21 protein-coding genes are annotated in these 24,598 nt (G+C 71.8%); 13 read left to right on the top strand and 8 right to left on the bottom strand.

Annotation, left to right across the window (positions count from 1 at the left end):
• Positions 1 to 720 carry a PAQR family membrane homeostasis protein TrhA gene (gene trhA / locus ABD268_RS06815; protein ID WP_344149400.1) on the bottom strand — a complete coding sequence of 240 codons (720 nt, stop codon included), beginning with the start codon at positions 718 to 720 and terminating at the stop codon, positions 1 to 3.
• Positions 721 to 838: 118 nt separating this feature from the next.
• Here trhA and ABD268_RS06810 point away from each other — a divergent pair, with 118 nt between their 5' ends.
• From ABD268_RS06810 to ABD268_RS06800, 3 genes are all read left to right on the top strand, one after another.
• Positions 839 to 1,615, top strand: coding sequence for an isoprenyl transferase (locus ABD268_RS06810; protein WP_344149398.1), 777 nt, complete (start codon positions 839 to 841; stop codon positions 1,613 to 1,615).
• 310 nt (positions 1,616 to 1,925) lie between these two features.
• Positions 1,926 to 3,278: an RNA 5'-3' helicase PhoH2 gene (gene phoH2, locus ABD268_RS06805; RefSeq protein ID WP_344149396.1), complete on the top strand. Its 1,353-nt coding sequence runs from the start codon at positions 1,926 to 1,928 to the stop codon at positions 3,276 to 3,278.
• Between the two features lie 278 nt (positions 3,279 to 3,556).
• Complete coding sequence (locus ABD268_RS06800; protein WP_344149394.1) at positions 3,557 to 4,228, top strand: aggregation-promoting factor C-terminal-like domain-containing protein; 672 nt, start codon at positions 3,557 to 3,559, stop codon at positions 4,226 to 4,228.
• 49 nt (positions 4,229 to 4,277) lie between these two features.
• On the opposite strand, the gene ABD268_RS06795 is transcribed toward ABD268_RS06800, so the two are convergent.
• Entirely contained in the window at positions 4,278 to 4,976 is a 699-nt protein-coding gene (locus ABD268_RS06795; RefSeq protein WP_344149867.1) for a class I SAM-dependent methyltransferase, read from the bottom strand.
• Positions 4,977 to 4,978: 2 nt separating this feature from the next.
• Positions 4,979 to 6,367 (bottom strand): class II fumarate hydratase, encoded by a 1,389-nt coding sequence (locus ABD268_RS06790; protein WP_344149392.1) that lies wholly within the window; start codon positions 6,365 to 6,367, stop codon positions 4,979 to 4,981.
• A 122-nt stretch (positions 6,368 to 6,489) separates the two neighbouring features.
• Here ABD268_RS06790 and ABD268_RS06785 point away from each other — a divergent pair, with 122 nt between their 5' ends.
• Positions 6,490 to 7,779 (top strand): O-antigen ligase family protein, encoded by a 1,290-nt coding sequence (locus tag ABD268_RS06785; RefSeq protein ID WP_344149390.1) that lies wholly within the window; start codon positions 6,490 to 6,492, stop codon positions 7,777 to 7,779.
• Positions 7,780 to 7,869: 90 nt separating this feature from the next.
• On the top strand, positions 7,870 to 8,463 hold the full coding sequence (locus ABD268_RS06780) for a hypothetical protein (protein ID WP_344149388.1): 594 nt from the start codon (positions 7,870 to 7,872) through the stop codon (positions 8,461 to 8,463).
• Here ABD268_RS06780 and ABD268_RS06775 read toward each other — a convergent pair.
• Positions 8,445 to 9,137 (bottom strand): spermine/spermidine synthase domain-containing protein, encoded by a 693-nt coding sequence (locus ABD268_RS06775; protein WP_344149386.1) that lies wholly within the window; start codon positions 9,135 to 9,137, stop codon positions 8,445 to 8,447. The genes ABD268_RS06780 and ABD268_RS06775 overlap by 19 nt on opposite strands.
• Positions 9,138 to 9,158: 21 nt before the next feature.
• The gene (locus ABD268_RS06770) at positions 9,159 to 9,701 is read right to left on the bottom strand and encodes a TetR/AcrR family transcriptional regulator (protein ID WP_344149384.1); all 543 of its coding nucleotides are present in this window, start codon (positions 9,699 to 9,701) and stop codon (positions 9,159 to 9,161) included.
• A gap of 63 nt (positions 9,702 to 9,764) precedes the next feature.
• On the opposite strand from ABD268_RS06770, the gene ABD268_RS06765 reads away from it, so the two are divergent.
• The 3 genes from ABD268_RS06765 to ABD268_RS06755 all read left to right on the top strand — a co-directional run bounded on the left by ABD268_RS06765 (position 9,765) and on the right by ABD268_RS06755 (position 12,196).
• Positions 9,765 to 10,808, top strand: a complete 1,044-nt coding sequence (locus ABD268_RS06765; protein WP_344149382.1) for a DUF3533 domain-containing protein — start codon at positions 9,765 to 9,767, stop codon at positions 10,806 to 10,808.
• A gap of 56 nt (positions 10,809 to 10,864) precedes the next feature.
• A complete protein-coding gene (locus ABD268_RS06760; protein WP_344149380.1) occupies positions 10,865 to 11,074 on the top strand; it encodes a hypothetical protein in 210 nt (69 codons plus the stop codon).
• Positions 11,075 to 11,251: 177 nt separating this feature from the next.
• A complete protein-coding gene (locus ABD268_RS06755) occupies positions 11,252 to 12,196 on the top strand; it encodes a DUF559 domain-containing protein (RefSeq protein ID WP_344149378.1) in 945 nt (314 codons plus the stop codon).
• 72 nt (positions 12,197 to 12,268) lie between these two features.
• Here the strand turns inward: ABD268_RS06755 and ABD268_RS06750 are convergent, their stop codons facing one another.
• The gene (locus tag ABD268_RS06750) at positions 12,269 to 13,951 is read right to left on the bottom strand and encodes a fumarate hydratase (protein ID WP_344149376.1); all 1,683 of its coding nucleotides are present in this window, start codon (positions 13,949 to 13,951) and stop codon (positions 12,269 to 12,271) included.
• A gap of 192 nt (positions 13,952 to 14,143) precedes the next feature.
• Between ABD268_RS06750 and ABD268_RS06745 the strand changes: the two genes are divergently transcribed.
• The 4 genes from ABD268_RS06745 to ABD268_RS06730 are packed head-to-tail and all read left to right on the top strand — an operon-like array spanning position 14,144 to position 18,008.
• The gene (locus ABD268_RS06745; protein WP_344149374.1) at positions 14,144 to 15,256 is read left to right on the top strand and encodes an ABC transporter substrate-binding protein; all 1,113 of its coding nucleotides are present in this window, start codon (positions 14,144 to 14,146) and stop codon (positions 15,254 to 15,256) included.
• A gap of 14 nt (positions 15,257 to 15,270) precedes the next feature.
• A complete protein-coding gene (locus tag ABD268_RS06740; protein ID WP_344149372.1) occupies positions 15,271 to 16,158 on the top strand; it encodes an ABC transporter permease in 888 nt (295 codons plus the stop codon).
• The gene (locus ABD268_RS06735; RefSeq protein ID WP_344149370.1) at positions 16,155 to 16,937 is read left to right on the top strand and encodes an ABC transporter permease; all 783 of its coding nucleotides are present in this window, start codon (positions 16,155 to 16,157) and stop codon (positions 16,935 to 16,937) included. The genes ABD268_RS06740 and ABD268_RS06735 overlap by 4 nt, the downstream gene beginning before the upstream one ends.
• Entirely contained in the window at positions 16,938 to 18,008 is a 1,071-nt protein-coding gene (locus tag ABD268_RS06730; RefSeq protein WP_344149368.1) for an ABC transporter ATP-binding protein, read from the top strand.
• Between the two features lie 27 nt (positions 18,009 to 18,035).
• Here the strand turns inward: ABD268_RS06730 and ABD268_RS06725 are convergent, their stop codons facing one another.
• Positions 18,036 to 20,930, bottom strand: a complete 2,895-nt coding sequence (locus tag ABD268_RS06725; protein WP_344149366.1) for an ATP-binding protein — start codon at positions 20,928 to 20,930, stop codon at positions 18,036 to 18,038.
• A 180-nt stretch (positions 20,931 to 21,110) separates the two neighbouring features.
• Here ABD268_RS06725 and ABD268_RS06720 point away from each other — a divergent pair, with 180 nt between their 5' ends.
• Complete coding sequence (locus ABD268_RS06720; RefSeq protein WP_344149364.1) at positions 21,111 to 21,536, top strand: hypothetical protein; 426 nt, start codon at positions 21,111 to 21,113, stop codon at positions 21,534 to 21,536.
• Here ABD268_RS06720 and ABD268_RS06715 read toward each other — a convergent pair.
• Positions 21,523 to 24,447 (bottom strand): ATP-binding protein, encoded by a 2,925-nt coding sequence (locus ABD268_RS06715; protein WP_344149362.1) that lies wholly within the window; start codon positions 24,445 to 24,447, stop codon positions 21,523 to 21,525. The two genes, ABD268_RS06720 and ABD268_RS06715, sit on opposite strands and share 14 nt — an antisense overlap.
• Positions 24,448 to 24,598: the final 151 nt, after the last annotated feature.

Here is a 24,598-nt window from a genome sequence, read left to right as displayed (position 1 = left end):
TCAGCGCAAGGAGTACGTCGCCAGCGACACGCCGACGTAGTGGGCGACGAACGCCAGTACGGTGAAGCTGTGGAACACCTCGTGGAAGCCGAACCAGCGCGGCCACGGGTCGGGGCGCTGGAAGCCGTAGACCACGCCGCCGATCGTGTAGAGCGCGCCGCCGAGGACGATCATCGTGAAGGTGGCGATGCCGATGCCCACGCCGAGCTTGGTGGCGCCCTCGAGGAACGCGGGGATGAAGAACACCGCGGCCCAGCCCATGGCGACGTAGATCGGGACGTAGAGCCAGCGCGGGGCGTCGGTCCAGAACACCCGGAACAGCACCCCGAGCACGGCGCCGATCCACACGGTGGTCAGCAGCGCGACCCGCTGGGTGCCCTCGAGGAGCAGCAGGCTGAACGGCGTGTAGGAGCCGGCGATCAGCAGGAAGATGTTCGCGTGGTCGAAGCGGCGCAGGAACGCCCAGACCCGGGGTGACCAGGTGCCGGTGTGGTAGATCGCCGAGACCGTGAAGAGGATCAGCGCGGTGCCGGTGAAGGCGGCCGAGCCGATCCGGGTCATGGTGTTCGGCGAGAGGGCGATCAGCACGATGCCGGCGGCCAGGGTGAGCGGCGCGATGCCGAGGTGCAGCCATCCGCGCAGCTTGGGCTTGACCTCGGCGAGGGTGTCGCCGAGGTTGTCCAGGCCGTGCCGGATCGCCTCGTTCATCGAGTGACTCATGCTTCGACGGTAGCGGCCAGAACGTGGTCTCGCACGTCGACGTCCCCCAGATGAGCCACCTTGGTGATGATCCTGCGGTAGGTCCTCTGGGGGAGCCGGGCGCCGGTAGCATCGAGGCGTGGCGGACTGGAAGCGCGGCATCAGGCGGGTGCTCTACCCGGCGTACGAGGCTCGGATGCTGCGTCGGATGCCCAGCGACCGGCTCCCGAAGCACGTGGGCGTGATGCTCGACGGCAACCGCCGCTGGGCGAAGGCGGTCGGGGCGGACACCGCGCACGGGCACCGCGCCGGCGCCGCCAACATCGAGCCGCTGCTCGGCTGGTGCGAGGAGGCCGGGATCGAGCACGTCACGCTGTGGCTGCTCTCGACCGACAACCTCAACCGGCCGGCCGCCGAGCTGCAGCCGCTGCTGCAGATCATCGAGGAGGCCGTCGACTCGCTTGCCGACGAGCAGCGCTGGCGGCTGCACCCGGTGGGCGCCCTCGACCTGCTGCCCGCCTCCACCGCCGAGCGGCTCAAGGCCGCCGAGGAGGCCACCCGGGACGTCGACGGGATCCTGGTCAACGTCGCGGTCGGGTACGGCGGCCGCCGCGAGATCGCGGACGCCGTGCGCTCGCTGCTGCACGAGCAGGCCGACAGGGGCATGACCATCGAGGAGCTGGCCGAGGTCATCGACGTCGACCACATCGCCGAGCACCTGTACACCCGGGGCCAGCCCGACCCGGACCTGGTGATCCGCACCTCGGGCGAGCAGCGCCTCGGCGGCTTCCTGCTGTGGCAGAGCACGCACAGCGAGTTCTACTTCTGCGAGGCCTACTGGCCCGACTTCCGGCGCGTCGACTTCCTGCGTGCGATCCGGGCCTACGCCCAGCGCGAGCGCCGGTACGGCGGGTAGCGCCGGGCACTTTCCCCGGTCCGCCCGGTGAAAGTGCCGCCTGGCTGTCACCTCCCCTTCACCCGCGCGTTCGGGCGTGTCGTTCCGTTTCCACCCCAACGGGGCGTACTTTCCGGAGTAACGACTAGTGGGGAAGCTCGTCGTACCGGGAGGCCCGATCGTGATCACTCACGACTGCACCGCACGCCAGGATGACCCCTGGCGTGTGATCGGAGGCCGGCACTCCGGTCTTCGGGGTCCGGCCCGGTCCATTTGCATGAACTAGGACCGGAGCGAGGAGTGCGCGCGTCGGTCCGTGAGGGGTGACATCGTGCCGTCGCAGGCCAAGAAGACCCAGAACACCCAGCGCGCCACCTCCAGCGCACCGTCCGTCCGCACCTACGTGCTCGACACCAGCGTCCTCCTGGCAGACCCCGGGGCACTGCGCAGGTTCGCCGAGCACGAGGTCGTCCTCCCGGTGGTCGTGATCACCGAGCTGGAGGGCAAGCGGCACCACCCCGAGCTGGGCTTCTTCGCCCGCAGCGCACTGCGCATGCTCGACGAGCTGCGGATCCTGCACGGCCGCCTCGACGAGCCGGTCCCGGTGGGCGACGAGGGCGGCACCATCAGGGTCGAGCTCAACCACACCGACCCCCTGTCGCTGCCGTCGGGCTTCCGGCTCGGCGACAACGACACCCGGATCCTCGCGGTGGCGCGCAACCTCGCCAACGAGGGCCACGACGTCACGCTGGTCTCCAAGGACCTGCCGCTGCGGATCAAGGCCTCGGCGGTCGGGCTGGACGCCGAGGAGTACCGCGCCGAGGCGATCTCCGACTCCGACACCGGCTACACCGGGATGGCCGAGGTGGAGGTGGCGGCCGCCGACCTCGACGAGCTGTACGACGACGGCGTGCTCGACCTGGCCGAGGCCCGCGACCTGCCCTGCCACCAGGGCCTGGTGCTGCTCTCCGAGCGGGGTACGGCGCTGGGCCGGGTCGGCCCGGACAAGCAGGTCCACCTCGTCCGCGGCGACCGGGAGGCGTTCGGCATCCACGGCCGCTCCGCCGAGCAGCGGGTCGCGCTGGAGATGCTGCTCGACCCCGAGGTCGGCATCGTGTCGCTGGGCGGCCGCGCCGGCACCGGCAAGTCGGCGATGGCGCTGTGCGCGGGCCTCGAGGCGGTGATGGAGCGCCGCCAGCACAAGAAGGTCGTGGTGTTCCGCCCGCTGTTCGCGGTCGGCGGCCAGGAGCTCGGCTACCTGCCCGGCTCGGAGCAGGAGAAGATGTCGCCGTGGGGGCAGGCCGTCTTCGACACGCTCGGGGCGATCACCTCGCCCGACGTCATCGACGAGGTCCTGGACCGGGGGATGCTCGAGGTGCTGCCGCTGACCCACATCCGCGGCCGGTCCCTCCACGACGCCTTCGTGATCGTCGACGAGGCCCAGTCGCTGGAGCGCAACGTGCTGCTCACGGTGCTCTCGCGGATCGGGGCCAACTCCAAGGTGGTGCTGACCCACGACGTCGCCCAGCGCGACAACCTGCGGGTGGGACGCCATGACGGCGTGGTCGCGGTGATCGAGAAGCTCAAGGGGCACCCGCTGTTCGCCCACGTCACGCTGACCCGGTCGGAGCGGTCGCCGATCGCGGCCCTGGTGACCGAGATGCTGGAGCACGTCACGCTCTGAGAGTCACCAAGACGGGCCAGCCCATTCGGGCTGGCCCGCGACACCGGCCCCGCGTCGTACGGACGCGGGGTCGGTGTGATTTTCGGGGCTGATGTGACTCATGTGGCTGATGAGACGAGACCTGGGCCACGTTTCCCCCAAAAGTCCCCCCAAATTGGGCCATTCGGTTTGCCCCGAGTAGCCCACTCGTGCATGGTGGCTCGTGATCTTCTCGTGACCTCGCGCAGCCCGCGTGGGGACTCGGGTCCGAAGGATCAACCCCCGAGCTGTCTACCCCCGTGAGTACCCCTGTGCCCAAGCGTGAGAAGTACGTTCCGAAGCACCGCCAGGCTCCGCCGTCCACGATCGTCAAGGACGCACCCAAGAAGGTGCTCCGCAACACCGTCATGTTCTCCTCGGTCGCCGTCGCGGCCACCGGGGTCGCCGTGTCCGGTGGCGTGCTGAACAGCCCGGCGACCAGCGTCAGCAACGCCGCCCAGGACCTCGGCAACACCGTCTCGGCCACCCCGCTGAGCGCCGCCGACGTCGCCGAGCGCGACCAGCAGGTCTCCCGGTCCGCCGACCGACGCGAGTCGACCGACCCGGCGAAGCAGGCCGCCCTGGCCGCCGACGAGGGTCCCGCGATGACCCGTCACGAGAGCATCGCCGACGACGACCCGCGCGACATCGCCCGGGCGCTGCTGCCGCAGTTCGGCTTCTCCTCCGACCAGTTCAGCTGCCTGGACTCCCTCTGGGTGGGCGAGAGTGGCTGGCGGGTCGACGCCGACAACCCGACCTCCTCGGCCTACGGCATCCCGCAGGCGCTGCCCGGTGAGAAGATGGCCTCCGCGGGCCCGGACTGGGCGACGAACCCGGCCACCCAGATCAAGTGGGGCCTCGGCTACATCGCCGACCGCTACGGCTCGCCCTGCGGCGCGCTGAGCTTCAAGTCCGGCAACGGCTGGTACTGATCCACGCTTTGACCTCGACCCGCCCCGCTCCGGGGCGGGTCGAGGTGTCTCAGGACGCCACGAAGACCGTGACGTGCCCGGCGTACTCGCGTGGGCCCTCGAAGTACGGCAGCCGCCACTCGACGTCGTCCTGCAGCGTGTCCAGGTAGCCGACCGCGGCCGCGTGGTCGGGGAAGACCGCCCGGGTCGCGAGGTCCTCCCGGCTGACGTGCTCGAAGTGGCGCCGCAGGGCGTCCTCGCCGTTCTCGCTGCTGAATGACGTGACCAGCGGCTCGCCGCCGGCGTCGCGGCGCAGGTCGGCGGTGTGCTCGTTGCCGTTGGTGACCGCGAGCAGCCGCCCGCCCGGGCGCAGCACCCGGCGGATCTCCGCGAGGCCCCGGTCGAGGTCGGAGACGTGGTAGAGCATCCACATCGCCGCGACCAGGTCGAACGACGCGTCGGCAAAGGGCAGGTCCTGCACGTCGGCCAGCCGGGCGTCCACGCCCCGGGCGGACGTCAGCTCCACGAGTCGCTCGGACTGGTCGGTGGCGATCACCGTGGCGTGCGGGTTGTCGGCCATCAGCCGCTCCGCGAAGACGCCGGTGCCGCAGCCGACCTCGAGGACGGCCCGGGCGCCGGTGGCCCGCGCCACCGCCGCAGCCACCTCGACCGGGTCGCGCCCGTCCGCGGTCGGCTGCCAGACCGCGCGGCGGGTCTCCAGCCCGGCCTCGTCGGCGTATTGCCGGCGGACGGCCTCGTGGTCGTTCATGCTCACGGGTGGGTCATGCCCTCCAGGTCGAGCGCCTCGTCGAGCTGCTGCTCGGTGAGCTCGCCGCGCTCGACGAAGCCCATCGCGATCACGGTCTCGCGGATGGTGGCGCCGTCGGCCAGGGCGCGCTTGGCGATCTTCGCGGCGTTCTCGTAGCCGACGTACTTGTTGAGCGGGGTGACCACCGACGGCGAGGACGCGGCGTACTGCCGCATCCGCTCGGCGTTCGCGGTGATGCCGTCCACGCAGCGCCCGGCCAGCAGCACCGTGGAGGTGGACAGCAGCCGGATCGACTCCAGCAGGTTGCGGGCGATCACCGGCATCGCGACGTTGAGCTCGAAGCTGCCGCTCGCGCCGGCCACCGTCACCGCGGTGTCGTTGCCGATCACCTGCGCGCAGACCATCAGGGTCGCCTCGGGCAGCACCGGGTTGACCTTGCCCGGCATGATGCTGGAGCCCGGCTGCAGGTCGGGCAGGTGGATCTCGGCCAGCCCGGTCGTCGGCCCGGAGGACATCCAGCGCAGGTCGTTGCAGATCTTGGTGAGGCCGACCGCGATGGTCTTGAGGACCCCGCTGAGCTCCACGAGGGAGTCCCGGGTGCCCTGGGCCTCGAAGTGGTCCCGCGCCTCGGTGAACTCCTGGCCGGTGGTCTCGGCGAGCACCTCGATCACCCGGGCCGAGAATCCGGGCGGCGTGTTGATCCCGGTGCCGACGGCGGTGCCGCCCAGCGGGAGCTCGCGGACCCGGGGGAGCACGCCGTGCAGCCGCTCGGCGGCGTACCGCATCGTCGCGGCGTAGCCGCCGAGCTCCTGGCCGAGCGTCACCGGGGTGGCGTCCATCAGGTGCGTGCGGCCCGCCTTCACGAGCCCGGCGAACTCGTCGGACTTCGCGGCCAGGCTCTGCTCGAGCGTGGCGAGCGCCGGCAGCAGGTCCTCGACCACCGCGAGCGTCGCCGCCACGTGGATCGAGGTCGGGAAGGTGTCGTTGCTGGACTGGCTGGCGTTGACGTGGTCGTTGGGGTGCACCTCGACCCCGGCCCCGGCGGCCAGGCTCGCCAGCACCTCGTTCATGTTCATGTTGGAGCTGGTCCCGGAGCCGGTCTGGAAGACGTCGAGCGGGAAGTGCTCGTCGAGCCCGCCGCTGCGGACCCGCTCGGCGGCCTGCTCGATCGCCTCGACCAGGGCCGCGTCGAGGACCCCGAGCTCGCCGTTGACCCGGGCCGCGCAGGACTTCACCAGCGCCAGCGCCTGGATGTGTCGCGGCTCGAGGGTCACCCCGCTGATCGGGAAGTTCTCCACCGCCCGCTGGGTCTGGGCGCGCCACAGCGCGTCCCTGGGCACCTGCACCTCGCCCATCGAGTCGTGCTCGGTCCGGTACTCGTGAGTCGTCACGTGCCCGACGTTACTGCGCGAGGGTCAAGTCGGTCGGGCGGGGAACCGATGCCCTTCCTGTGAGCGTCTCCACCCCCACCATGCCCCTCGCCGACCTCCGATCCCGTGGGTGGCGGCGGCACGTGGCGACGTGGGCACCCGACGTCACGGTGGTGGCCACGCTGGCCTGGTGGGCGACCTACCTGACCTGGGGAACGGGCGGTCGCGAACCGCACGACCTCTCGGTCGGGTGCCTCCTCCTGGCGGCGGCATTCGTGACGGTGCGGCCCTGGCAGGTGCTGCCGACGGCCGCCTCCGCGCTGGCCCATGCCGTCGGACTCGGCGCGTTCACCGTGGTGCTGACCGCCCCGACCGGATGGGCGGGCGGTGACGACGCCGCGTCGTACGCCTTCGCCGCCGAGCTCGGGCTGGTCACGCTGGCCTGGGCCCGTACGACGGGCCGGCGCCAGCTCGTGCTCGCGGCCGTGGTGGGGGCCGCCGGGGCGCAGTTCGCGCTCGGCTGGCTGCCGTGGTGGGGCCGGCAGGACCAGCTCCGGCTCTTCGAAGGCACCTTCTACTGGCACAACCAGGCCGGCATCTTCATGGCCGCCGGTGCCGTCCTGGGCTTCGCCGCCATCGTGGTCGGACGACCCGTGGCGCTCCTGGGCTGGATCCTCGCGCCGATCTGCGTCGCCGGTACGGTATTCACGACGAGCCGGGGGTCCCAGATGGCCCTGGCGATCGGAGTCCTCGTGCTGCTGGCGCTGCTGCGGCGAGGACACCTCAGGGTGCTCGCGGGCGGGCTGCTGTCGTGGGGCGTCACGTATGTGTTGAGCGGCCCGCTGTTCTTCCCGGAGCAGATCGCGCCGACGGCGGGTACCGCGGCGCGCTCCGCGAGCCTGGTGGGCAACGGCGTGCAGCGGATCGAGGACTGGCGCCGGGCGTTCCGGATCTTCGAGCACTGGCCGGTGTCGGGGGCAGGGTTCAACTCGTTCGCCAGTGCCACCGAGGTTGCGACCACGCGGCACGACAACGTGGCGACGGCGTTCGCGCACAACGGCTTCCTCCAGGCTGCGTCGGATGGCGGACTGGTGCTCACGGTGCCGTTCTTCGCGTTGCTCGGCGTGGTCCTGGTGCTCACCGTGCGGGCGTTGCCGGCCGCAGTCCGGGCCCGGGATGCCGTCCGGCTCGGGGGTCTGGCCACGTTGGTCGTGCTTCTCCTGCACAGCGGAATGGACTTCGACTGGGGCTACCCGTCGCTGCTGGCGATGCTCGCCCTGGTCGCGGTCCTGGCGCTGCCGCTGCCGACAGCACTCCCGACCCGCAGGCCACGGCTCGACGTCGTGCTCGCCGTGGTCGGCGTGGGCCTGCTCCTGCTCGGAGCGGTGGCCGGCTGGGACGGCGGGCTCACCCTGAACGCTCAGGTCTCCTGAACCGCCGGGGACATCTCGCGCCGCGTGTGCTTCCTGGACGCCCCCCGGGCCGCCCGGAGCGTCCCCGTGCCGGGTCCGTAGGCTGCGCCCATGCCGTGGTCCGAGCAGCTCAGCACGTCCGAGCTGATGCTGCTGGTCGTGGGGCTGCTGTTCGGCGGCTCGGTGCTGGCGGCGGTCGTGGGCGCGGTGCTGGTGCGCCTGGGGATGCGGCGACCCTGGGTGGTCCGCCGGGCGAGCCTGCTCGCGGTGCGGCTGCTGGAGATGCTCAAGCGTCCGCTGACGATCGTCGTGCTGGACGAGGTCTCGGCGGTCATCCGGACCGGCCACTACACCAAGAACATCTCCGACGCGCTGCTGGAGAACCACGACGAGCTGAAGTCGCTGGTGGCGGAGAAGGTGCGCGCCGACCCGAACGTCCGGCTGGTCTCCCGGCTGCCCGGGTACGACACAGCGGTCTCCGAGATCTCCGAGACGGTGCTGCGGGTCATCGTCGACATGCTCAGCGACCCGCGGACCGACGAGCTGGTCTCGGACCTGCTGCGCAACAACCTCGAGCAGATCCGCCTCGCGGTCCGGCAGCGCGACCACGAGGACCGGGCCTCGATGCGGCCGGCCGACCCCGTCCCGTTCTCGGCGCCCGTCGCCCAGGCCGGCCGGGCCGATCGTCAGACCCGCGCGACGTAGAGCCAGTAGGTCTCGTCCCGGTCCTGCAGCCGTACCGGGTGCGGGCGCTCCTCGCACGTGCCGAACACCTCGGTCAGCGCCCGGGCGAGGTCGGGTGACTCGGCGGCCGACCAGATGACCAGCACGCCGCCCGGGCGCAGTGCGGCCCGGCCGGCGGCGAGGAACGGGGCGCGGTAGAGGGCGGCGTTCTCCTCGTGGACGAGGTAGCCGGGGCCGTTGTCGACGTCGAGCAGGATCAGGTCGTACGACGCGGGTCGGGCCTCGGCGAGGGCGACCGCCACGTCGGCCACCACGACGGTCACCCGCTGGTCGGCCAGCAGCGCCGGCCCGTGCGGGATGGTGCCGCCGCGCATCCAGTCGACCAGGGCATGCTCGATCTCCACGACGGCGCACTTCTCGACCCGGGAGTCGGCGAGCACCTCGTGCATCGTGTACCCGAGGCCGAGCCCGGCGACCACGACCGCCCGGGGGTCCTCGACGAGCTCGAGAGCGGCGGATGCGAGCGCCCGCTCGGTGCTGGTCTCCAGGGTGTCCATGACGAAGACCCCGTTGGCCCGCAGCTCCAGCACGCTCGGCGCCCCCTCGCTGCGACGCTCGCGCAGGACGAGCTCCCCGCGCTCGGACTCGGCGCGCGCGATCTCGACGTACTGCAGCGAGCTGTCGCTGTCCCTCACGTCCTGCTCCCTTCCACGTGACTAGCGCAGGACACGTGCGGCCAGTGCGGCCACGTCCGCCACGCTCTCGTCGTCCACCGAGCCGGTCATCGTCGCACGCTGCAGCAGCGTCCCCACCACCAGGTCGAAGGCCAGCGTGGCAGCCTCGGGGGAGGACTGCCATTGCGCGCCCAGCGCGGCCACGTAGGGGTCGCGCAACCGGCGCCGCAGCTCGGTGCGCAGTCCGTCGTCGTGGACGCTCTCCGCCGAGAGCCCGGTGAGCAGTCGGTGCACCTGTCGGTCCCGGACCCGGTCGGCCAGCCAGCGGACGGCGTCGTCGAGCGAGCGCGGCTCGGGCAGGTCTCCGAGTGCGTCGACGAGGGCGGCCACGGCGAGCTCGGTCTTGGTCGGCCACCGCCGGTACACCGTGGTCTTGGCGACGCCGGCGGTCGTGGCGATCTGGTCGACGCTCGCGCCCGCGTAGCCGCGCTCGCTGATCAGCTCGCGGGTGGCGATGAGCACCTGGTGGCTCACGCCGCTGCGACGGGGGCGGCCCGGTCCGGTGCGTCCGACCTCACGTTCCATGCCGCCGATCATAGCGCTACGCTGAGTAGCGAAACGACGGGCAGCGATAATTGGAGGCAACAAGTGACACAGAGCCGGTACGCGGCTGTCGTCGCCGAGGTGCGAGACGCCGTCTCCGCGCGCACGGTGGGACTGGTGGCGGGAGTGCTGCTGGTGCAGCTCGCGTTCATCGGCTCCTACGTGGGGGCGTTCCACGACCCGGTGCCGCACCAGATCCCGGTGGCGGTCGCCGGCGCGCACGCCACCCGCACCGCCGACGGGCTCGTCGGCCTCGACGGTAGGCCGCTGGACACGTCGGTCACAGGCTCGGCCACCGAGGCCCGCCGCCAGGTCGAGCATGGTGACGTGGCGGCGGCGCTGGTGATCTCCGGCTCCTCGAAGCACGACACGCTCTACGTCGCGTCCGGCGGCGGTGTCTCGCTCGCGACGGCGGTCGGCGAGGTGGTCGACAAGGCCGAGCAGTCCCAGGGGCGCAGCGTGGCCACGACTGACCTGGTGCCTCTCGCGGAGGGTGACGCACGGGGGCTGACCGGCTTCTACCTCGTCATCGGCTGGCTCGTCGGTGGCTACCTGGTCTCCTCGATGCTCGGCATCGCCCGCGGTGCGCGCCCGGCCACTCGCGGACGCGCTCTCGTCCGGCTGGCCGCCCTGGTGCCGTACGCCGTCCTGTCAGGACTCGGCGGCGCACTGTTGGTCGACCCGGTCATGGATGCCCTGCCGGGACACTTCTGGGCATTGGGGGGCCTCGGCGTCCTACTGGTGCTCTCCTCGGCGACGGTGACGATGGCGCTGCAGGTCCTCTTCGGCGCGGTCGGCATCGGCTTGACCGTGCTCCTGTTCGTGGTGCTGGGCAACCCGAGTGCGGGCGGCGCCTACCAGGGCGAGATGCTGCCCGGCCTCTGGCGGACGATCGGCCCGTGGCTGCCGAACGGCGCCGGCACCAGCTCTGTCCGCGAGCTCGTCTACCTCGGCGGTGACGTCAGCGGGCAGCTGCTGGTGGTGACGGCCTACGTGGTGCTGGGGGCGGTGGTGGCGCTGGTGGCGGCGCCGGCCACGGTCGGCCCCCGCCACGCCGCCTCTCGTGGCAGCCGTGCCGGGCAGGCGTGACGCGACCGGCCCCGGGGTACGAGCGGGATCAGTCCCCGAGCACGGAGGAGAGACACGTGACCGACGGCCACGAGCACGACGACCAGCAGCAGGGCCAGGTCTCCGAGGTGTCCGGCATGGACCCCGCGGACGCCGACACCCCGATCGCCCCGGACCAGGCCACGGCGGGCTACCCCGAGAGCGAGAGCGGCAAGCCCGAGGAGGGCGAGGCGGGCCCTAACGCCGTCCCCGCGGACAACATCCGCGACGTGGAGGGCAAGGACTAGCTCCAGTCCCTCCCCAGCGGACGTCGTGCGAATCGTGGGTCAGGGGCCACGACTCGCATGACGTCCCGGCGCTCGTCGGGTCCGCCGGACGTCCACAGCGCGGGCTCCGGCAGAGGTCATCCCCAGTCGGCCGGCTCCGAGGAGCAGGGACGGGACTGTTCGGTCACGGTGCTGGCCATGACCGAGTCCACGATCGATTCCGCCGCCGTGCTCCTCCGGGTCAAGGGCCTCGCCGGGCGCCAGGGTGGCGTCGTGTCCCGACGCCAGCTGTACGCCGCGGGCGTGACGCGCTGGCAGGTCGTGGCCCACGTGCGGGCCCAGCGGTGGCAGCGGATCGGTGACCAGTCCGTCTGTCTCCACACCGGTCCCGTGCAACCCGAGGGCCAGCGCTGGGCCGCCGTCTTCCAGGGCGGACCGAGTGCCTGCCTGGACGGGGCCGCATCGCTGGCGGCCAGCGGGTTGGAACGGTTCTCCGTGGACCGGATCCGCGTCTCGGTCCCACGGGGCGCTCGAGTCCGCCGCACCGCCGACTTCGACATCCGCCAGACCCGGCGATGGCGAAGGGAGGACATGGTCGGCACGGGCGTGCCCCGGACCAGGCCCGCGGTCGCAGCGGTCCGGGCTGCATTGTGGGCACGCTCGGACAAGCAGGGCGTCCTGGTGCTGACGATGGCTGTCCAGCAAGGTCTCGCGACGCCGCAAGCGATCGGTCTGGAGCTCCTGCGCATCCGGCGCGACAAGCGTCGGCTGCTCCTGCACGCCGTCGTCAACGACCTGGTCGACGGGGCGCGCTCGCTGGGCGAGCTCGACGTGGTCGCCGAGCTCAGGCGGCGGGGGCTTCCGCCGCCTGACCGGCAGGTGCTGAGGAAGGACGGCGCGAACCGTTACTACCTCGACCTGTACTGGCGACGGTGGAAGCTGGTCGTGGAGATCGACGGGATCCACCACACCTGGGTCGAGAACGTCGTGGGCGACGCCTTGCGGCAGAACTCCCTGGCGCTCGACGGGGACACCGTGCTCAGGCTCCCGCTCCTGGGCCTGCGGCTGCGCCCCGACGAGTTCTTCGCGCAGGTCGAGGACGGCCTGCGCCGGGCGGGATACGACGAGCGTCCGGCCGCCTGAGCTCCTCGGGACGTCATGCGAATCGTGGCCTGGGGGCCTCACTTCGCATGACGTCCCGGGCGGACCGGCTGCCTACTCCGCCGAGCGCACCCGGATCCCCGAGACGGGCACGGTGACGGCACCGGAGGGGTCGGTGAAGAAGTCGTTGCCCTTGTCGTCGACGACGATGAACGCGGGGAAGTCCTCGACCTCGATCTTCCAGACCGCCTCCATGCCGAGCTCCTCGTACTCCAGCACCGACACCGACTTGATGCAGTCCTGGGCGAGGCGCGCGGCCGGGCCGCCGATCGAGCCGAGGTAGAAGCCGCCGTGGGCGTGGCACGCCTCGGTGACCTGCTTGGAGCGGTTGCCCTTGGCCAGCATCACCATCGACCCGCCCGCGGCCTGGAACGACTCGACATACGAGTCCATCCGCCCGGCGGTCGTTGGCCCGAACGAGCCGGACGCGTAGCCCTCCGGGGTCTTGGCCGGTCCGGCGTAGTAGACCGCGTGGTCCTTGAGGTACTGGGGCATCTCCTCGCCCGCGTCGAGCCGCTCCTGGATCTTCGCGTGCGCGATGTCGCGGGCGACGACCAGCGGACCGGTCAACGAGAGCCGGGTCTTGACGGGGTACTTCGTCAGCTCTGCGAGGATCTCGCTCATCGGCCGGTTCAGGTCGATCTTCACCACGTCGTCGTCAAGGTGCTCGTCGGTGGTGTCCGGCAGGTACTTGGCGGGGTCGGTCTCGAGCTGCTCGAGGAACACGCCCTCGGCGGTGATCTTGCCCAGCGCCTGCCGGTCGGCCGAGCAGGAGACCGCGATCGCGACCGGGCAGGACGCGCCGTGGCGGGGGAGCCGCACGACGCGGACGTCGTGGCAGAAGTACTTGCCGCCGAACTGCGCCCCGATCCCGAAGGACTGGGTCAGCTTGAAGACCTCCTCCTCCAGCTCGAGGTCGCGGAAGCCGTGGGCGGACATCGAGCCCTCGGTCGGCAGGTTGTCGAGGTAGTGCGCCGAGGCGTACTTCGCGGTCTTCAGCGCGAACTCCGCCGAGGTGCCGCCGATGACGACGGCGAGGTGGTACGGCGGGCACGCGGCCGTGCCGAGCGAGCGGATCTTCTCGTCGAGGAAGGTGAGCATCCGCCCCGGGTTCAGGATCGCCTTGGTCTCCTGGAACAGGAACGACTTGTTGGCCGAGCCGCCGCCCTTGGCCATGAAGAGGAACTTGTACTCCGGCCGCCCGGAGGTCTGGGGCGTCGAGTAGATCTCGATCTGGGCCGGCAGGTTGGTGCCGGTGTTCTTCTCGTCGTACGTCGTGAGCGGCGCGAGCTGCGAGTAGCGCAGGTTGAGCTTCGTGTACGCGTCGTAGACCCCGCGCGAGATCGCCTCGCCGTCGTCGGTGCCGGTGACCACGCCCTCGGACTTCTTGCCCATCACGATCGCGGTGCCGGTGTCCTGGCACATCGGCAGCACGCCGCCGGCAGAGATGTTGACGTTCTTGAGCAGGTCCAGCGCCACGAACCGGTCGTTCCCGGACGACTCCGGGTCGTCGATGATCTTGCGCAGCTGCGCCAGGTGCGCCGGCCGCAGGTAGTGCGCGATGTCGTGCATCGCCTCCGCGGTCAGCCGCTGGATCGTGTCGGGCGAGACCCTGAGGAACGTCTGCCCGTCGACCTCGAAGGTCGAGACCCCCTCGGTCGTGACCAGCCGGTACGGCGTCTCGTCCTTGCCGGTGGGGAGGAGGTCGGAGTACCGGAACTCTGCTTCGTTCGCCACGAGCGCTCAGGTTACGCCCCGCTCGCGGTGCCCGGACGACCGCGTCCGTGCCCGCCTCCTCGGGCCCTGCACGAAACCCAGTGTTCATCCGGTCTCCCCACGGCGGCCATCGGGGAGTAGGTTCCGGGCAGCACGACCAAGCGAGGTTTCGCGTCGGCGCTGCCCCCGAGCGCCCCGACAGCAGGAGGTCCCATGAAGGTCCGCACCGTGTTCGTCTCCGTCGTGGCCCTGGCCACGACGACCGCCCTGGCCGCCTGTTCACCCCCGTCCGACGACAACTCCAGCAGCAGCGACGCTGCTTCCGCGACGTCGGTCGCGGACTTCGGCAGCATGGACGACCTCGTCAAGGCCGCCCAGGACGAGGGCGAGCTCAACGTCATCGCGCTCCCGCCGGACTGGGCCAACTACGGCAACATCATCAAGGCCTTCGAGGACAAGTACGACATCACGGTCAACTCCGACCAGCCCGACGCGGCCAGCCAGGACGAGATCAACGCCGCCAAGCAGCTCGAGGGCACCGACCGGGCCCCCGACGTCTTCGACCTCGGCCAGTCCGTGGCCCTGGCGAACACCGACCTGTTCGCGCCGTACCAGGTCAGCACCTGGGCCGACATCCCGGACGAGTTCAAGGACCCCGAGGGCACCTGGGTCAACGACTACGGCGGCTACATGTCGGTGGGCTACGACTCGAGCAAGGTGCCGGACGTGACGTCGCTGGACGACCTGCTCGGCTCGGAGTTCAAGGGCAAGGTGGCCCTCAACGGTGACCCGACCCAGGCCGGTGCCGCGTTCAGCGGTGTCGTGATGGCCTCGGTCGCCAACGGCGGGTCCGCCGACGACATCGCCCCGGGCGTCGACTACTTCAAGAAGCTCAAGGACGCCGGCAACTTCATCCCGGTCGACCCGACCTCGGCGACGATCGAGTCCGGCCAGACCCCGGTCGTCATCGACTGGGACTACCTGAACGCCGCCGAGTCGGCGAAGCTCGACAACTGGAAGGTCTACGTGCCCAAGGAGGCCCCGATCGCGGGCTACTACTTCCAGGCGATCAGCACCGACGCGCCGCACCCGGCCGCCGCGCGGCTGTGGGAGGAGTTCCTCTACAGCGACGAGGGCCAGAACCTCTGGCTCGGCGGCGGCGCCCGGCCGGTGCGCGCCGACGCGATGGTCAAGGCGGGCACGATCGACAAGGCCGAGTACGACGCGCTCCCGGAGGTCTCCGGCAAGCCGGTCATCCCGACCAACGCACAGACCGAGAAGATGGCCGCCTACCTGGCGGACAACTGGGCCAAGGCAGTCGGCTGACCACGCTGGCACCGGTGTCCGCAGCCACTGCGACACCACCCGAGCCGAGGGGCCGGCGCCTCCGCGTCGGCCCCTCGGTCGGCCTGCTCCCGTTCCTCGTCTACGTCGTGATCTTCCTGCTGATCCCGACGATCACCGTCGCGGTCGGCGCCTTCCAGGCAGACGGGGGCGGCTTCTCGACGGACAAGGTCGAGGCACTCTGGTCCGACACGGCCCTGCGTGCGTTGCGGCAGAGCCTGGTGCTTTCGTTCGCCTCGGCTGCGGTGGGAGCGGTCCTCGGCGCGTTGCTGGCCTACCTGGTCGTCGTCGCGCCGCCGACCAGCATCATGCGGCGGGCGATCACCGCCGTGTGCGGCGTGCTCGCACAGTTCGGTGGAGTCACCCTGGCGTTCGCCTGGATCGCGACCCTCGGCTTCGGGGGGCTGCTGACCAACCTGCTCGCCGACGCGTTCGGGGTGGACGCGACCGGGTCGGGCTGGCTCTACAAGCTGCCGGGCCTGATCCTCGTCTACACCTACTTCCAGATCCCGCTGATGGTGATCGTCTTCCTGCCCGCGCTGGAGGGCCTCCGGCCGCAGTGGCGGGAGGCGGCGGTCAACCTCGGTGCCTCCACGCGCCAGTACTGGCTGCAGGTCGCCTTCCCGTTGCTGCGCCCGGCCTTCCTGGGTTCGGCGCTGCTGCTCTTCGCCAACGCGTTCGCGGCGTACGCCACCGCGGCCGCACTGGTCAGCCAGGGTGCGCCGATCACGCCGCTGCTGATCCGAGCCGCGCTGACCAGCGAGGTGGTGCTGGGGCAGGCCAACTTCGGCTACGCGCTCGCGCTGGAGATGGTGGTGGTCGTGGCGGTCGTCATGACCCTCTACGCCTGGCTGCTGCGGCGTACGTCGAGGTGGTTGCGGTGAACGGATCCGCGCTCTGGCGCGCCCTGCGGTGGTTGCTCCTCCTGCTGTTCGCGGCGTTCTTCCTGCTGCCGCTGGCCGCCCTGCTCGACTTCAGCACCAAGGTGCCGGGCACGGACGAACGCTCGGGCGCAGCCTGGCAGGCCCTGGCCCAGGACCCGACGATGACCGAGGGGATCACCACCTCGCTCCAGCTCGCGCTGTTGACGGTCGTCGGCATGGTGGTGCTGCTGGTGCCGACGATGATCTGGGTCCGGCTGCGGGTGCCCGCGGCCTCCCGGCTGGTGGAGTTCCTCTGCCTGCTGCCGCTGACCATCCCGCCGCTGGTGATCGTGGTCGGGATCAAGAACGTCTACGCCTGGGTCAACTACCTGGTGGGCGACTCACCGCTGACGCTGGCGTTCGTGTACGTCGTCCTGGTGCTGCCCTACTCCTACCGGGCGATCGACGCCGCGCTCGGCGGGCTCGACGTGCGGACCCTGGCCGAGGCGGCCCGGTCCCTGGGGGCCGGGTGGTCCACCGTCATCACGCGGGTCATCGTCCCGAACATCTGGCCGGGGATCCTCGCGGCATCGTTCGTCTCGGTGGCGCTGGTGCTGGGGGAGTACACCGTCTCCTCGCTGCTGCACTACGACACCCTGCCGGTGGTCATCGTGCTGCTCAGCAAGAGCAACGCGCCCGAGTCCATGGCCGCGGCCCTCGCGTCGATCCTGTTCGCCGCTCTCCTGCTGGTCGCGTTGTCGTTCCTCGACCGCCGCCGGCGTACCTCCGAAGGGAAGTAGATGTCCGACGCAGCTAGCCGCGAGGTCCGCGGCGCCACGCAGGGGGTCGCCGTCGAGATGACGGGACTGCGCCGCTCGTACGGCGACGTGCACGCCCTCGACGGTCTCGACCTCCACATCGACCCGGGGGAGCTGGTTGTGCTGCTCGGTCCGTCGGGCTGTGGCAAGACGACGGCGCTGCGCATCCTCGCGGGGCTGGAGACCCAGGACGCCGGCACGATCTCGGTCGGGGGCCGGGACCTCTCGCACGTGTCCGCCAACAAGCGGGACATGGGCATGGTCTTCCAGGCCTACAGCCTGTTCCCCCACCTCACCGTGCTCGACAACGTCGCCTTCGGGCTGAAGCTGCGCGGCCGGTCCCGCGCGGAACGGCGGACCCGGGCCGGCGACATGCTGGACCTGGTCGGCCTCGGCACCCAGAAGGACCGCTACGCCAACCAGCTCTCCGGCGGTCAGCAGCAGCGGGTGGCGCTGGCGCGGGCGCTCGCGATCGAGCCGTCGGTGCTGCTCCTCGACGAGCCCCTGTCCGCGCTCGACGCCAAGGTGCGCGTGCAGCTGCGCGACGAGATCCGGCGGGTGCAGCGCGACGTGGGCACCACCACCCTCTTCGTCACCCACGACCAGGAGGAGGCACTGGCCGTGGCCGACCGGGTCGGGGTGATGAAGGACGGACGCCTGGACCAGATCGCCCCGCCGGCGGAGCTCTACTCCACGCCTGCCACGCCGTTCGTCGCCGAGTTCGTCGGCCTCAGCAACCGGGTGCCGGCCCGGGTCGCGGGCGAGATCGCCGAGGTCCTGGGCACCCGGGTGCCGGTGCTGGCGGGGTCGGCGACCGGCGCGGGCCTCGCGCTTGTACGGCCCGAGGCGGTCTCGTTCGCACCGGACCCGGAGGGGGAGGCGCGCATCGTGAGCATCTCGTTCCTCGGCCCGGTCTCCCGGGCGACCGCGACACTGGCCGACGGCACCGAGGTCCTGGCCCAGCTCGCCAGCAGCGCCGGTCACCGGCTGCAGGTCGACGACCGGGTGCGGGTCGAGGTGGAGCCGAGGCCGGTGCTGGTCGTCGGAGCCTGACTCGGACCATCTCCGGTGACACCCCGGTTACCGCTGGGTGTCCCGGATGGCTTCGAGGAGGGGGACGTGTTCGCGGGCGTCCCTGGCCGCGCGGCGCAGCAGCTTCGCCGCCGCGGTTGCCTGGCCCGATGCCAGGGCGACCTGCGCGGCGCGCCACCGGCAGTACGCCGCGTCGTGCGGCCTGACCAGCCGGTCCCACTCGGCCGCGGCGGCCACCCACAGCGGGACCGTCGCTGAGCCGTCGACACGACCCAGCTCGGCCTGCCAGGTCGCGGTGGCCGCAGGGCGGATGCCCGGTACGCGACCCGGGCCCAGGGGATCGACGGCAGCATGGCTCCTCAGTGTCCTCAAAGTGGCGAGCCAGGTGGCTGCTCCCGATCGACCGGACCCGCCGTCGACCAGGTCGGCGACCGCTCGCGCCGCGACGACGAACGGCCGTGCGGCGAACCTGCCGGCCTGTCCGGTCCCCAGCTCCTCGAGCGTCGGACGGAGGCGCTCCCAGGCGCGGCCCGGGTCGCCGAGCCAGATCCATGCTTCCGCCGCCGGGACGGCGAAGCTGAAGTCGGCGAGCGCATCGCGCTGCCGGCGCCGCTCCAGGGTGACCAGGGACTTCTCCGGACGACCCTCGAGAAGCTGCACCTGGGCGGCCAGGAGGTCGACCGGCCACGTCGAGTACTGGAGCCCTTCCCCGGCGTGGCTCACGAGTGCTGCGGCCCGCCGGACCTCGCCTGCCTCGAGCAGGGCCTGGGCAACGTTGGAGCGGACCATCATGCCCTGGGTGTGGTGGAGATCGTGCTCACGGATCAAGGCGAGTGCCCGGGATCCGGCCGCTTCCACCTCGGTGGCCGGCCGGGCGTGGATCAGGAGGACGTCGGTGTGCATCATGGCCAGGCCCACCTCGCGACCCGGTGGCCAGGAGCCTGCTCGCAGACGGCGTGTCTCGGCCACGCACTCCAGGCTGCTCTCGAGGTCGCCCGCCACGCCCACGTGCCACACCTTGCACGAAAGGGCGTCGGCCATGAGGTCGCGGTCGTCCAGCCTCCGGCCGAGGTCGATGGCAAGATCGAGGTGCTGGACCGTCTCGTCGAACCGCCCCGCGGCCGCGAGCAGGTTCGCCCGCAGCGGCAGGGTTCTGGCGACCACCCCGGGAGGCGGGTCCTGCTCGAGCTGTCCCACGGCGCGGTCCAGCATGTCCAGCGCCTCGGCCGGCCCACGCTGGCCCCAGATGTACGCCGCGCTTCGTGCCATCAGGTCGAACCGCTCGTGGGCCGTCGCCGCATCCCCGCGGGACAAGCCCTCCTCGAGGAGCGTCAGGGCCGCGTCCTCGGCGCCGGAGCGCTCGTTCGCCTCGGCCGCCGCGATCAGGGCGGCTGGACGCGTGATCGAGGCTTCCGGGTCGTGGTCCGGCATGATCTCGAGGACGCGCAACCAGTGCTCTGCCTCCTGGACGAACGCCATGCGTCGTGCGGCCTGCTCCGCCGCGCGAACCAACCAGGCGAGCTCCTTCCGCGTGTCGCCCGCGGCCCGCCAGTGCACGGCCACCTCGGCCGCCTCAGCGTTCTCGAGCTCGCCGAGCGCGGTGGCGAGGCGACGGTGGACGTCGTCACTCTCGCCCGGAACGAGGCGACGGCGCACCGCTTCGGCCAGCAGCGGATGTCGCAGTGCGGCCTCGTGCCCACTCGACGGCGTCAGGAGCCGACGTGCATCGAGGTCGTGCAGACCGGTCCCCAGGTCGGCATCTGTGAGGCCGGTGACCTCGGTGAGCAGGGGGCCGTTGAGTGGGCGGTCGGCCACGCCGAGGGCTCGGGCGGCGGACCAGGCCGGCCCGGCGAGGTCGCCGAGGCGGGCGTCCAGGAGGTCGACCAGCAGGGAGGGGAGCGGTCGGTCCGAGTCGCCGTAGGCGGAGAGCTGCTCGGTGAACAGCGGGTGTCCCTGCGTGCGCTGGTGAATGGAGTCCACGAACGCGGTGCCCGGGACCTGGCCGGTGAGCAGCGTGAACTGGTCGCGGGTCTCGTCGTGGTTGAGTGGGGTCAGGGTCAGCGTGGTGACCGCGGGTATCCGCCGGATGCGGTTGAACCACTCCGCGTTCGGCCGCTCGACGTTCGGGTCGTCGAGGCGCCAGGTGCCGACGATGGGCACGGCGGGGTCACGATTCACGAGGTGCTCGAGCAGGTCGAGGGTGGCGGTGTCGGCCCAGTGGAGGTCCTCGATCAGCAGCGCGAGCCCGCGCTCCGCCGACAGGTGGCGCAGAGCCGTCCCCACCGCGGCGAAGAGCCGTCGGCGGGCCCATTCGTCGCCGGGTTCGGGCGCCTCCCACTGGGCCAGCTCCGGCACCAGCAGGCTCAGGGAGCCGGCGACGTACGGAGCGGTCTGCGAGAGGGCCTTCTCCAGCCACCGGCCGTCGTCGGACTCGTGCACCGCACGCAGCGCGTCCGTGACGGGCAGCAGCGGCACCTCGGACGAGAGCGGGAGAGCGGACCCGGCCGCGACGAAGTTGTCCCGCGGCGTCAGCGCGACAGCGGTGGTGACGAGCCTGGTCTTGCCGATCCCGGCCTCGCCGGCGACCACGAGCAGGCCGCTCCCGGTCACGAGGTGGTCGACGACCGTGGCGAGCTCGTCCCGGCGGCCGACGATGCGGGCTGTGATGGGCGGCTGGGCCTCGGCAGGGGTTCCGGCCGCGAGCCAGAGGTCGTGGAAGTGGTGGGTTTCGCCGTGCATGGCTTCGACGAGGAGCTCGAGGGTGCCCCAGGACGGCAGCCGCGGTGAGGAGAAGACGGCGGAGACGGTGGTGTGGCTGCAACCGGCCTCCCGGGCCAGCGTGCGGAGGCTGGGCCAGCCGGCCCGGTGGTGGAGGTCGTGGAGCGCGTCGACGAGATCCCGCTGGGCGCCCGGCGGGACATCCGGCTTCGGCAGGGCCCCCACGTGACCTCCTGTCCACGCGCAGTGCTGATCCTCAGGATGCGCGCGTCCGGAGGCGGCTGTCATCCGGAAATTGAGGGGCGTTCGCCGACGGCTGTCCAGTTCTGTCAACCGCCGTCAACCGGGCCCGCACCGGCTCGAGCGTGGAGGTGTTCCACCCACCCATCGACGAAGGACACCGCCATGAACACCACCACCCAGATCCACGTCCGCCGCTGGCGCACCGTCGTCGTGGCCGCCGCCGCGACGATTGCCGGCTTCCCCGCCGTGGCGTACGCCGGGCCGCAGCCGATCGCCACGCCCGCGGCCGGACACCCTGACGTTGCTCGGCAGCACTCGACCGTGGACGACGAGTACCGCAAGACCGTGAACCGGCAGCACCCGACCGGCCGGCCGTGCTTCATCATCCAGTCGCACTGGAACCCGGCGTACGACGGCTTCGTGCCGGTGTGCGGACGTCCGGGCGAGGAGGCGGTCCCAAAGGAGCCGGTCGCCCGGGAGGCGGACTGCCCGAGCCCGATCGACCCGCGCTACGTGGGTGTGCCCTGGGTGCCCCGGGTGAGCGCGGGGTGCGAGTCCCGCGACCGCTGGTGGATCAGCGTCGATTGACGAGCGCCGACCCGGTCCGGGGCGCCGCCGAGTCCCGGATCGCGGCGAGCAGAGGCACGTGCTCGCGGGCGTCCCGGGCCGCGCGGCGCAGCAGCTTGGTCGCGGCGGTGGTCTGTCCGGTGGCGGTCGCGACCTGGGCCGCCCGCCACCGGCAGTACGCCGCGTCGTGCGGGCGGTGGATCCGGTCCCACTCGGTGGCCGCCACCACCCACTGCGGGACCGTCGCGGAGCCGTCGAGACGGGCCAGCTCGGCTCGCCACGTCGCTGCCCAGGCGCGACTGTCGGCCGGCACCGCACGGATCGCAAAGGGGTCCACGACGCAGGACTCATGCAGGGCGGTGAGACGGCCGAGCCACTCGGTGCCGACCGCGGTGTCCGCGGCTGCCCGTGCCGCGTGAGCCAGGAGCGGCCCCAGCCCGACCGCGGCCTCGGTCGGTGCGGCCGCCGTGACGACCGGGACCGCGACCTCGAGCGCAGTCTCCGGCTCCCCGATCCACACCGCGACACCGGCCAGGCACTCGGCGAGCTCGATGCGTGAGCTGAACCAGCTCGTCGGCACGGTCCTCAGCTCGTGGGTGAGCTCCCGTGCCGACTCGAGCCGGCCCTGCATCATGTCGAGGCGTGCGCGCTCCGCGTGGAGCACCCAGCCGTCCTCCAGCGGGGGCCCCTGCGTGTGTGGCTCGATGAACCCGGCAGCGCGACGTACCTGACCCGCCCGCCACAGGGCCTGGGCCACGTTCATGCGCGCCACCCGGACCGTGAACATGTCCAGGCCCCAGGCCTCGGCGGCATCGAGGCCGCGAGTGCCGGCGGCGACCACGTCCTCCACGTCGGCGGCCGTCTCGAGAAGGAGGTCGGTCTGGTCCGCGGCCAGCCGGGCCTCGCCGCGGGGGTCCGGGCCGGGGACCTCGACCTCGAAGGCCTCCCGGGCGCGCGAGAGCGCGGTTGCCGGGTCACCGGCTCGGGCGTCGTACCACGCCTGCTGCATGAGCATGGTGCGATACCACCGGTGGTCCTCGAGCTCGGCGCTCACCGCGAGGCCGCGGGCCACCGCCGCCGCCGCGTCCTGGTGCCGCCCGACATCCCGCAGCGTCAGCTCGAGCGCGTAGAGGGCCCGCACATGGCCGTCGCAGGGCGGGAGCTCCGCGAAGATCCCGGCCGCGCGCTGCAAGAAGTCGAGGCCCCGCTCGGGCTCGCCGCTGTCGGCATGGAGGAAGCCGACCTGCAGGAGCACTTCGGCGGCGTCGGGGGGTTGGAGTCCCGGGACGAGCGTCAGGGCCTCCTCCGCCAGGGCCGAGGCGCGCTCGGGGTCGATCCCACCGAAATACAGGTCCAGGGCGGACACGAGGGCGTCGACCCGCCGGACCGGAGGGCGCCCGGCCTCGGCCGCGTCGTCGGGCCAGAGATCGAGCGCCCGGACCCACTGCGCAGCCTCCTGCCGCAGCGCGAAGCGCTCGTGGGCTGCCATGGCCGCGCGGATCCGCCAGACGAGCTCCTCGAAGGGCTCTGCCGCGGCCTGCCAGTGGAGCGCGACCTCGGCGGGCTCCGGTGCCGTCGACGACCCCAGGGCGCGGGCCACGGCGGCGTGCTCGGCCCTCGTCTCGCCGGGTGTCAGACGTCGACGGATCGCCTCGGCGAGCAGCGGATGCCGCAGCGCTGTCTCGCTCCTCGCGGGCGGTGCCAGGAGCCGGCGCGCGTCCAGGTCGTGCAGGCCCGCCGCGAGCTCGGCCGCAGCGAGACCGGTGATTCCTGCGAGGAGGTGGTCGCCGAGCGGGCGGTCCGCCACCCCGAGGGCTCGGGCGGCGGACCAGGCCGGCCCGGTGAGGTCGCCGAGGCGGGCGTCCAGGAGGTCGGCCAGCAGGGAGGGGAGCGGTCGGTCCGTGTCGCCGTGCGCGGAGAGCTGCTCGGTGAACAGGGGGTGTCCCTGCGTGCGCTGGTGGATGGAGTCCACGAACGCGGCGCCCGGGACCTGACCGGTGAGCAGCGTGAGCTGGTCGCGGGTCTCGTCGTGGCTGAGTGGGGTCAGGGTCAGCGTGGTGACCGCGGGTATCCGCCGGACCCGGTTGAACCACTCCGCGTTCGGTCGCTCGACGGTCGGGTCGTCGAGGCGCCAGGTGCCGACGATGGGCACGGCGGGGTCACGATTCACGAGGTGCTCGAGCAGGTCGAGCGTGGCGGTGTCGGCCCAGTGGAGGTCCTCGATCAGCAGCGCGAGCCCGCGCTCCTCGGACAGCTGTTGAACGACCGTCTCGACTGCGGCGAAGAGCCGTTGGCGGGCCCAGTCGTCGCCGGGCACGGGCGTCTCCCACTCGGCGAGCTCGGGGACCAGGAGGCTCAGGGAGCCGGCGACGTAGGGAGCACACTGCGAGAGGGCCTTGTCGAGCCAGTGGCCCCCGTCCGACTGGTGGACCGTGCGCAAGACGTCCGCCACGGGGAGGAGGGGAACCTCCGAGGCGAGTGGGAGACACATGCCGGTGGCGACGAACCCGTCGGAACCCACGGCGGCAGCGGTGGCGACGAGCCCGGTCTTGCCCATCCCGGCCTCGCCGGTGACGAGAAGGAGGCCGGTGCCGGTCTCGAGGTGGCGGCGTACGGCGGTGAGCTCGGTGCGACGCCCGGCGATGCGGGCAATGGTGGGGGAGCGGGTATCGGTGGGGCTGCTGGCGGCGAGCCAGAGGTCGTGGAAGTGGTGGGTGTCGCCGTCCATGGCTTCGACGAGGAGCTCGAGGGTGCCCCAGGACGGCAGCCGCGGTGAGGAGAAGACGGCGGAGACGGTGGTGTGGCTGCAACCGGCCTCACGGGCCAGCGTGCGGAGGCTTGGCCAGCCGGCCCGGTGGTGGAGGTCGTGGAGCGCGTCGACGAGATCCCGGTGCGCACCCGGCGGGACATCCGGTCGTGGCAGAGCGCCCATGAGACCTCCCGTGCCGAGGCCGATCCTCCGTCCTCAGGATGCGGTCGGTACGGCAGAGATGTCCATCGAGATGTCGGGTGTCCAGCTCTGAGATCCACGTCTGTCGCGCCTGCAACCTGTCCGCATGCAGAACGTGACCGTATTGGTCGTT

It is taken from the genome of Nocardioides koreensis (assembly GCF_039531775.1).
GTDB lineage: Bacteria > Actinomycetota > Actinomycetes > Propionibacteriales > Nocardioidaceae > Nocardioides > Nocardioides koreensis.
This window is presented reverse-complemented; position numbering and strand designations above follow the sequence as displayed.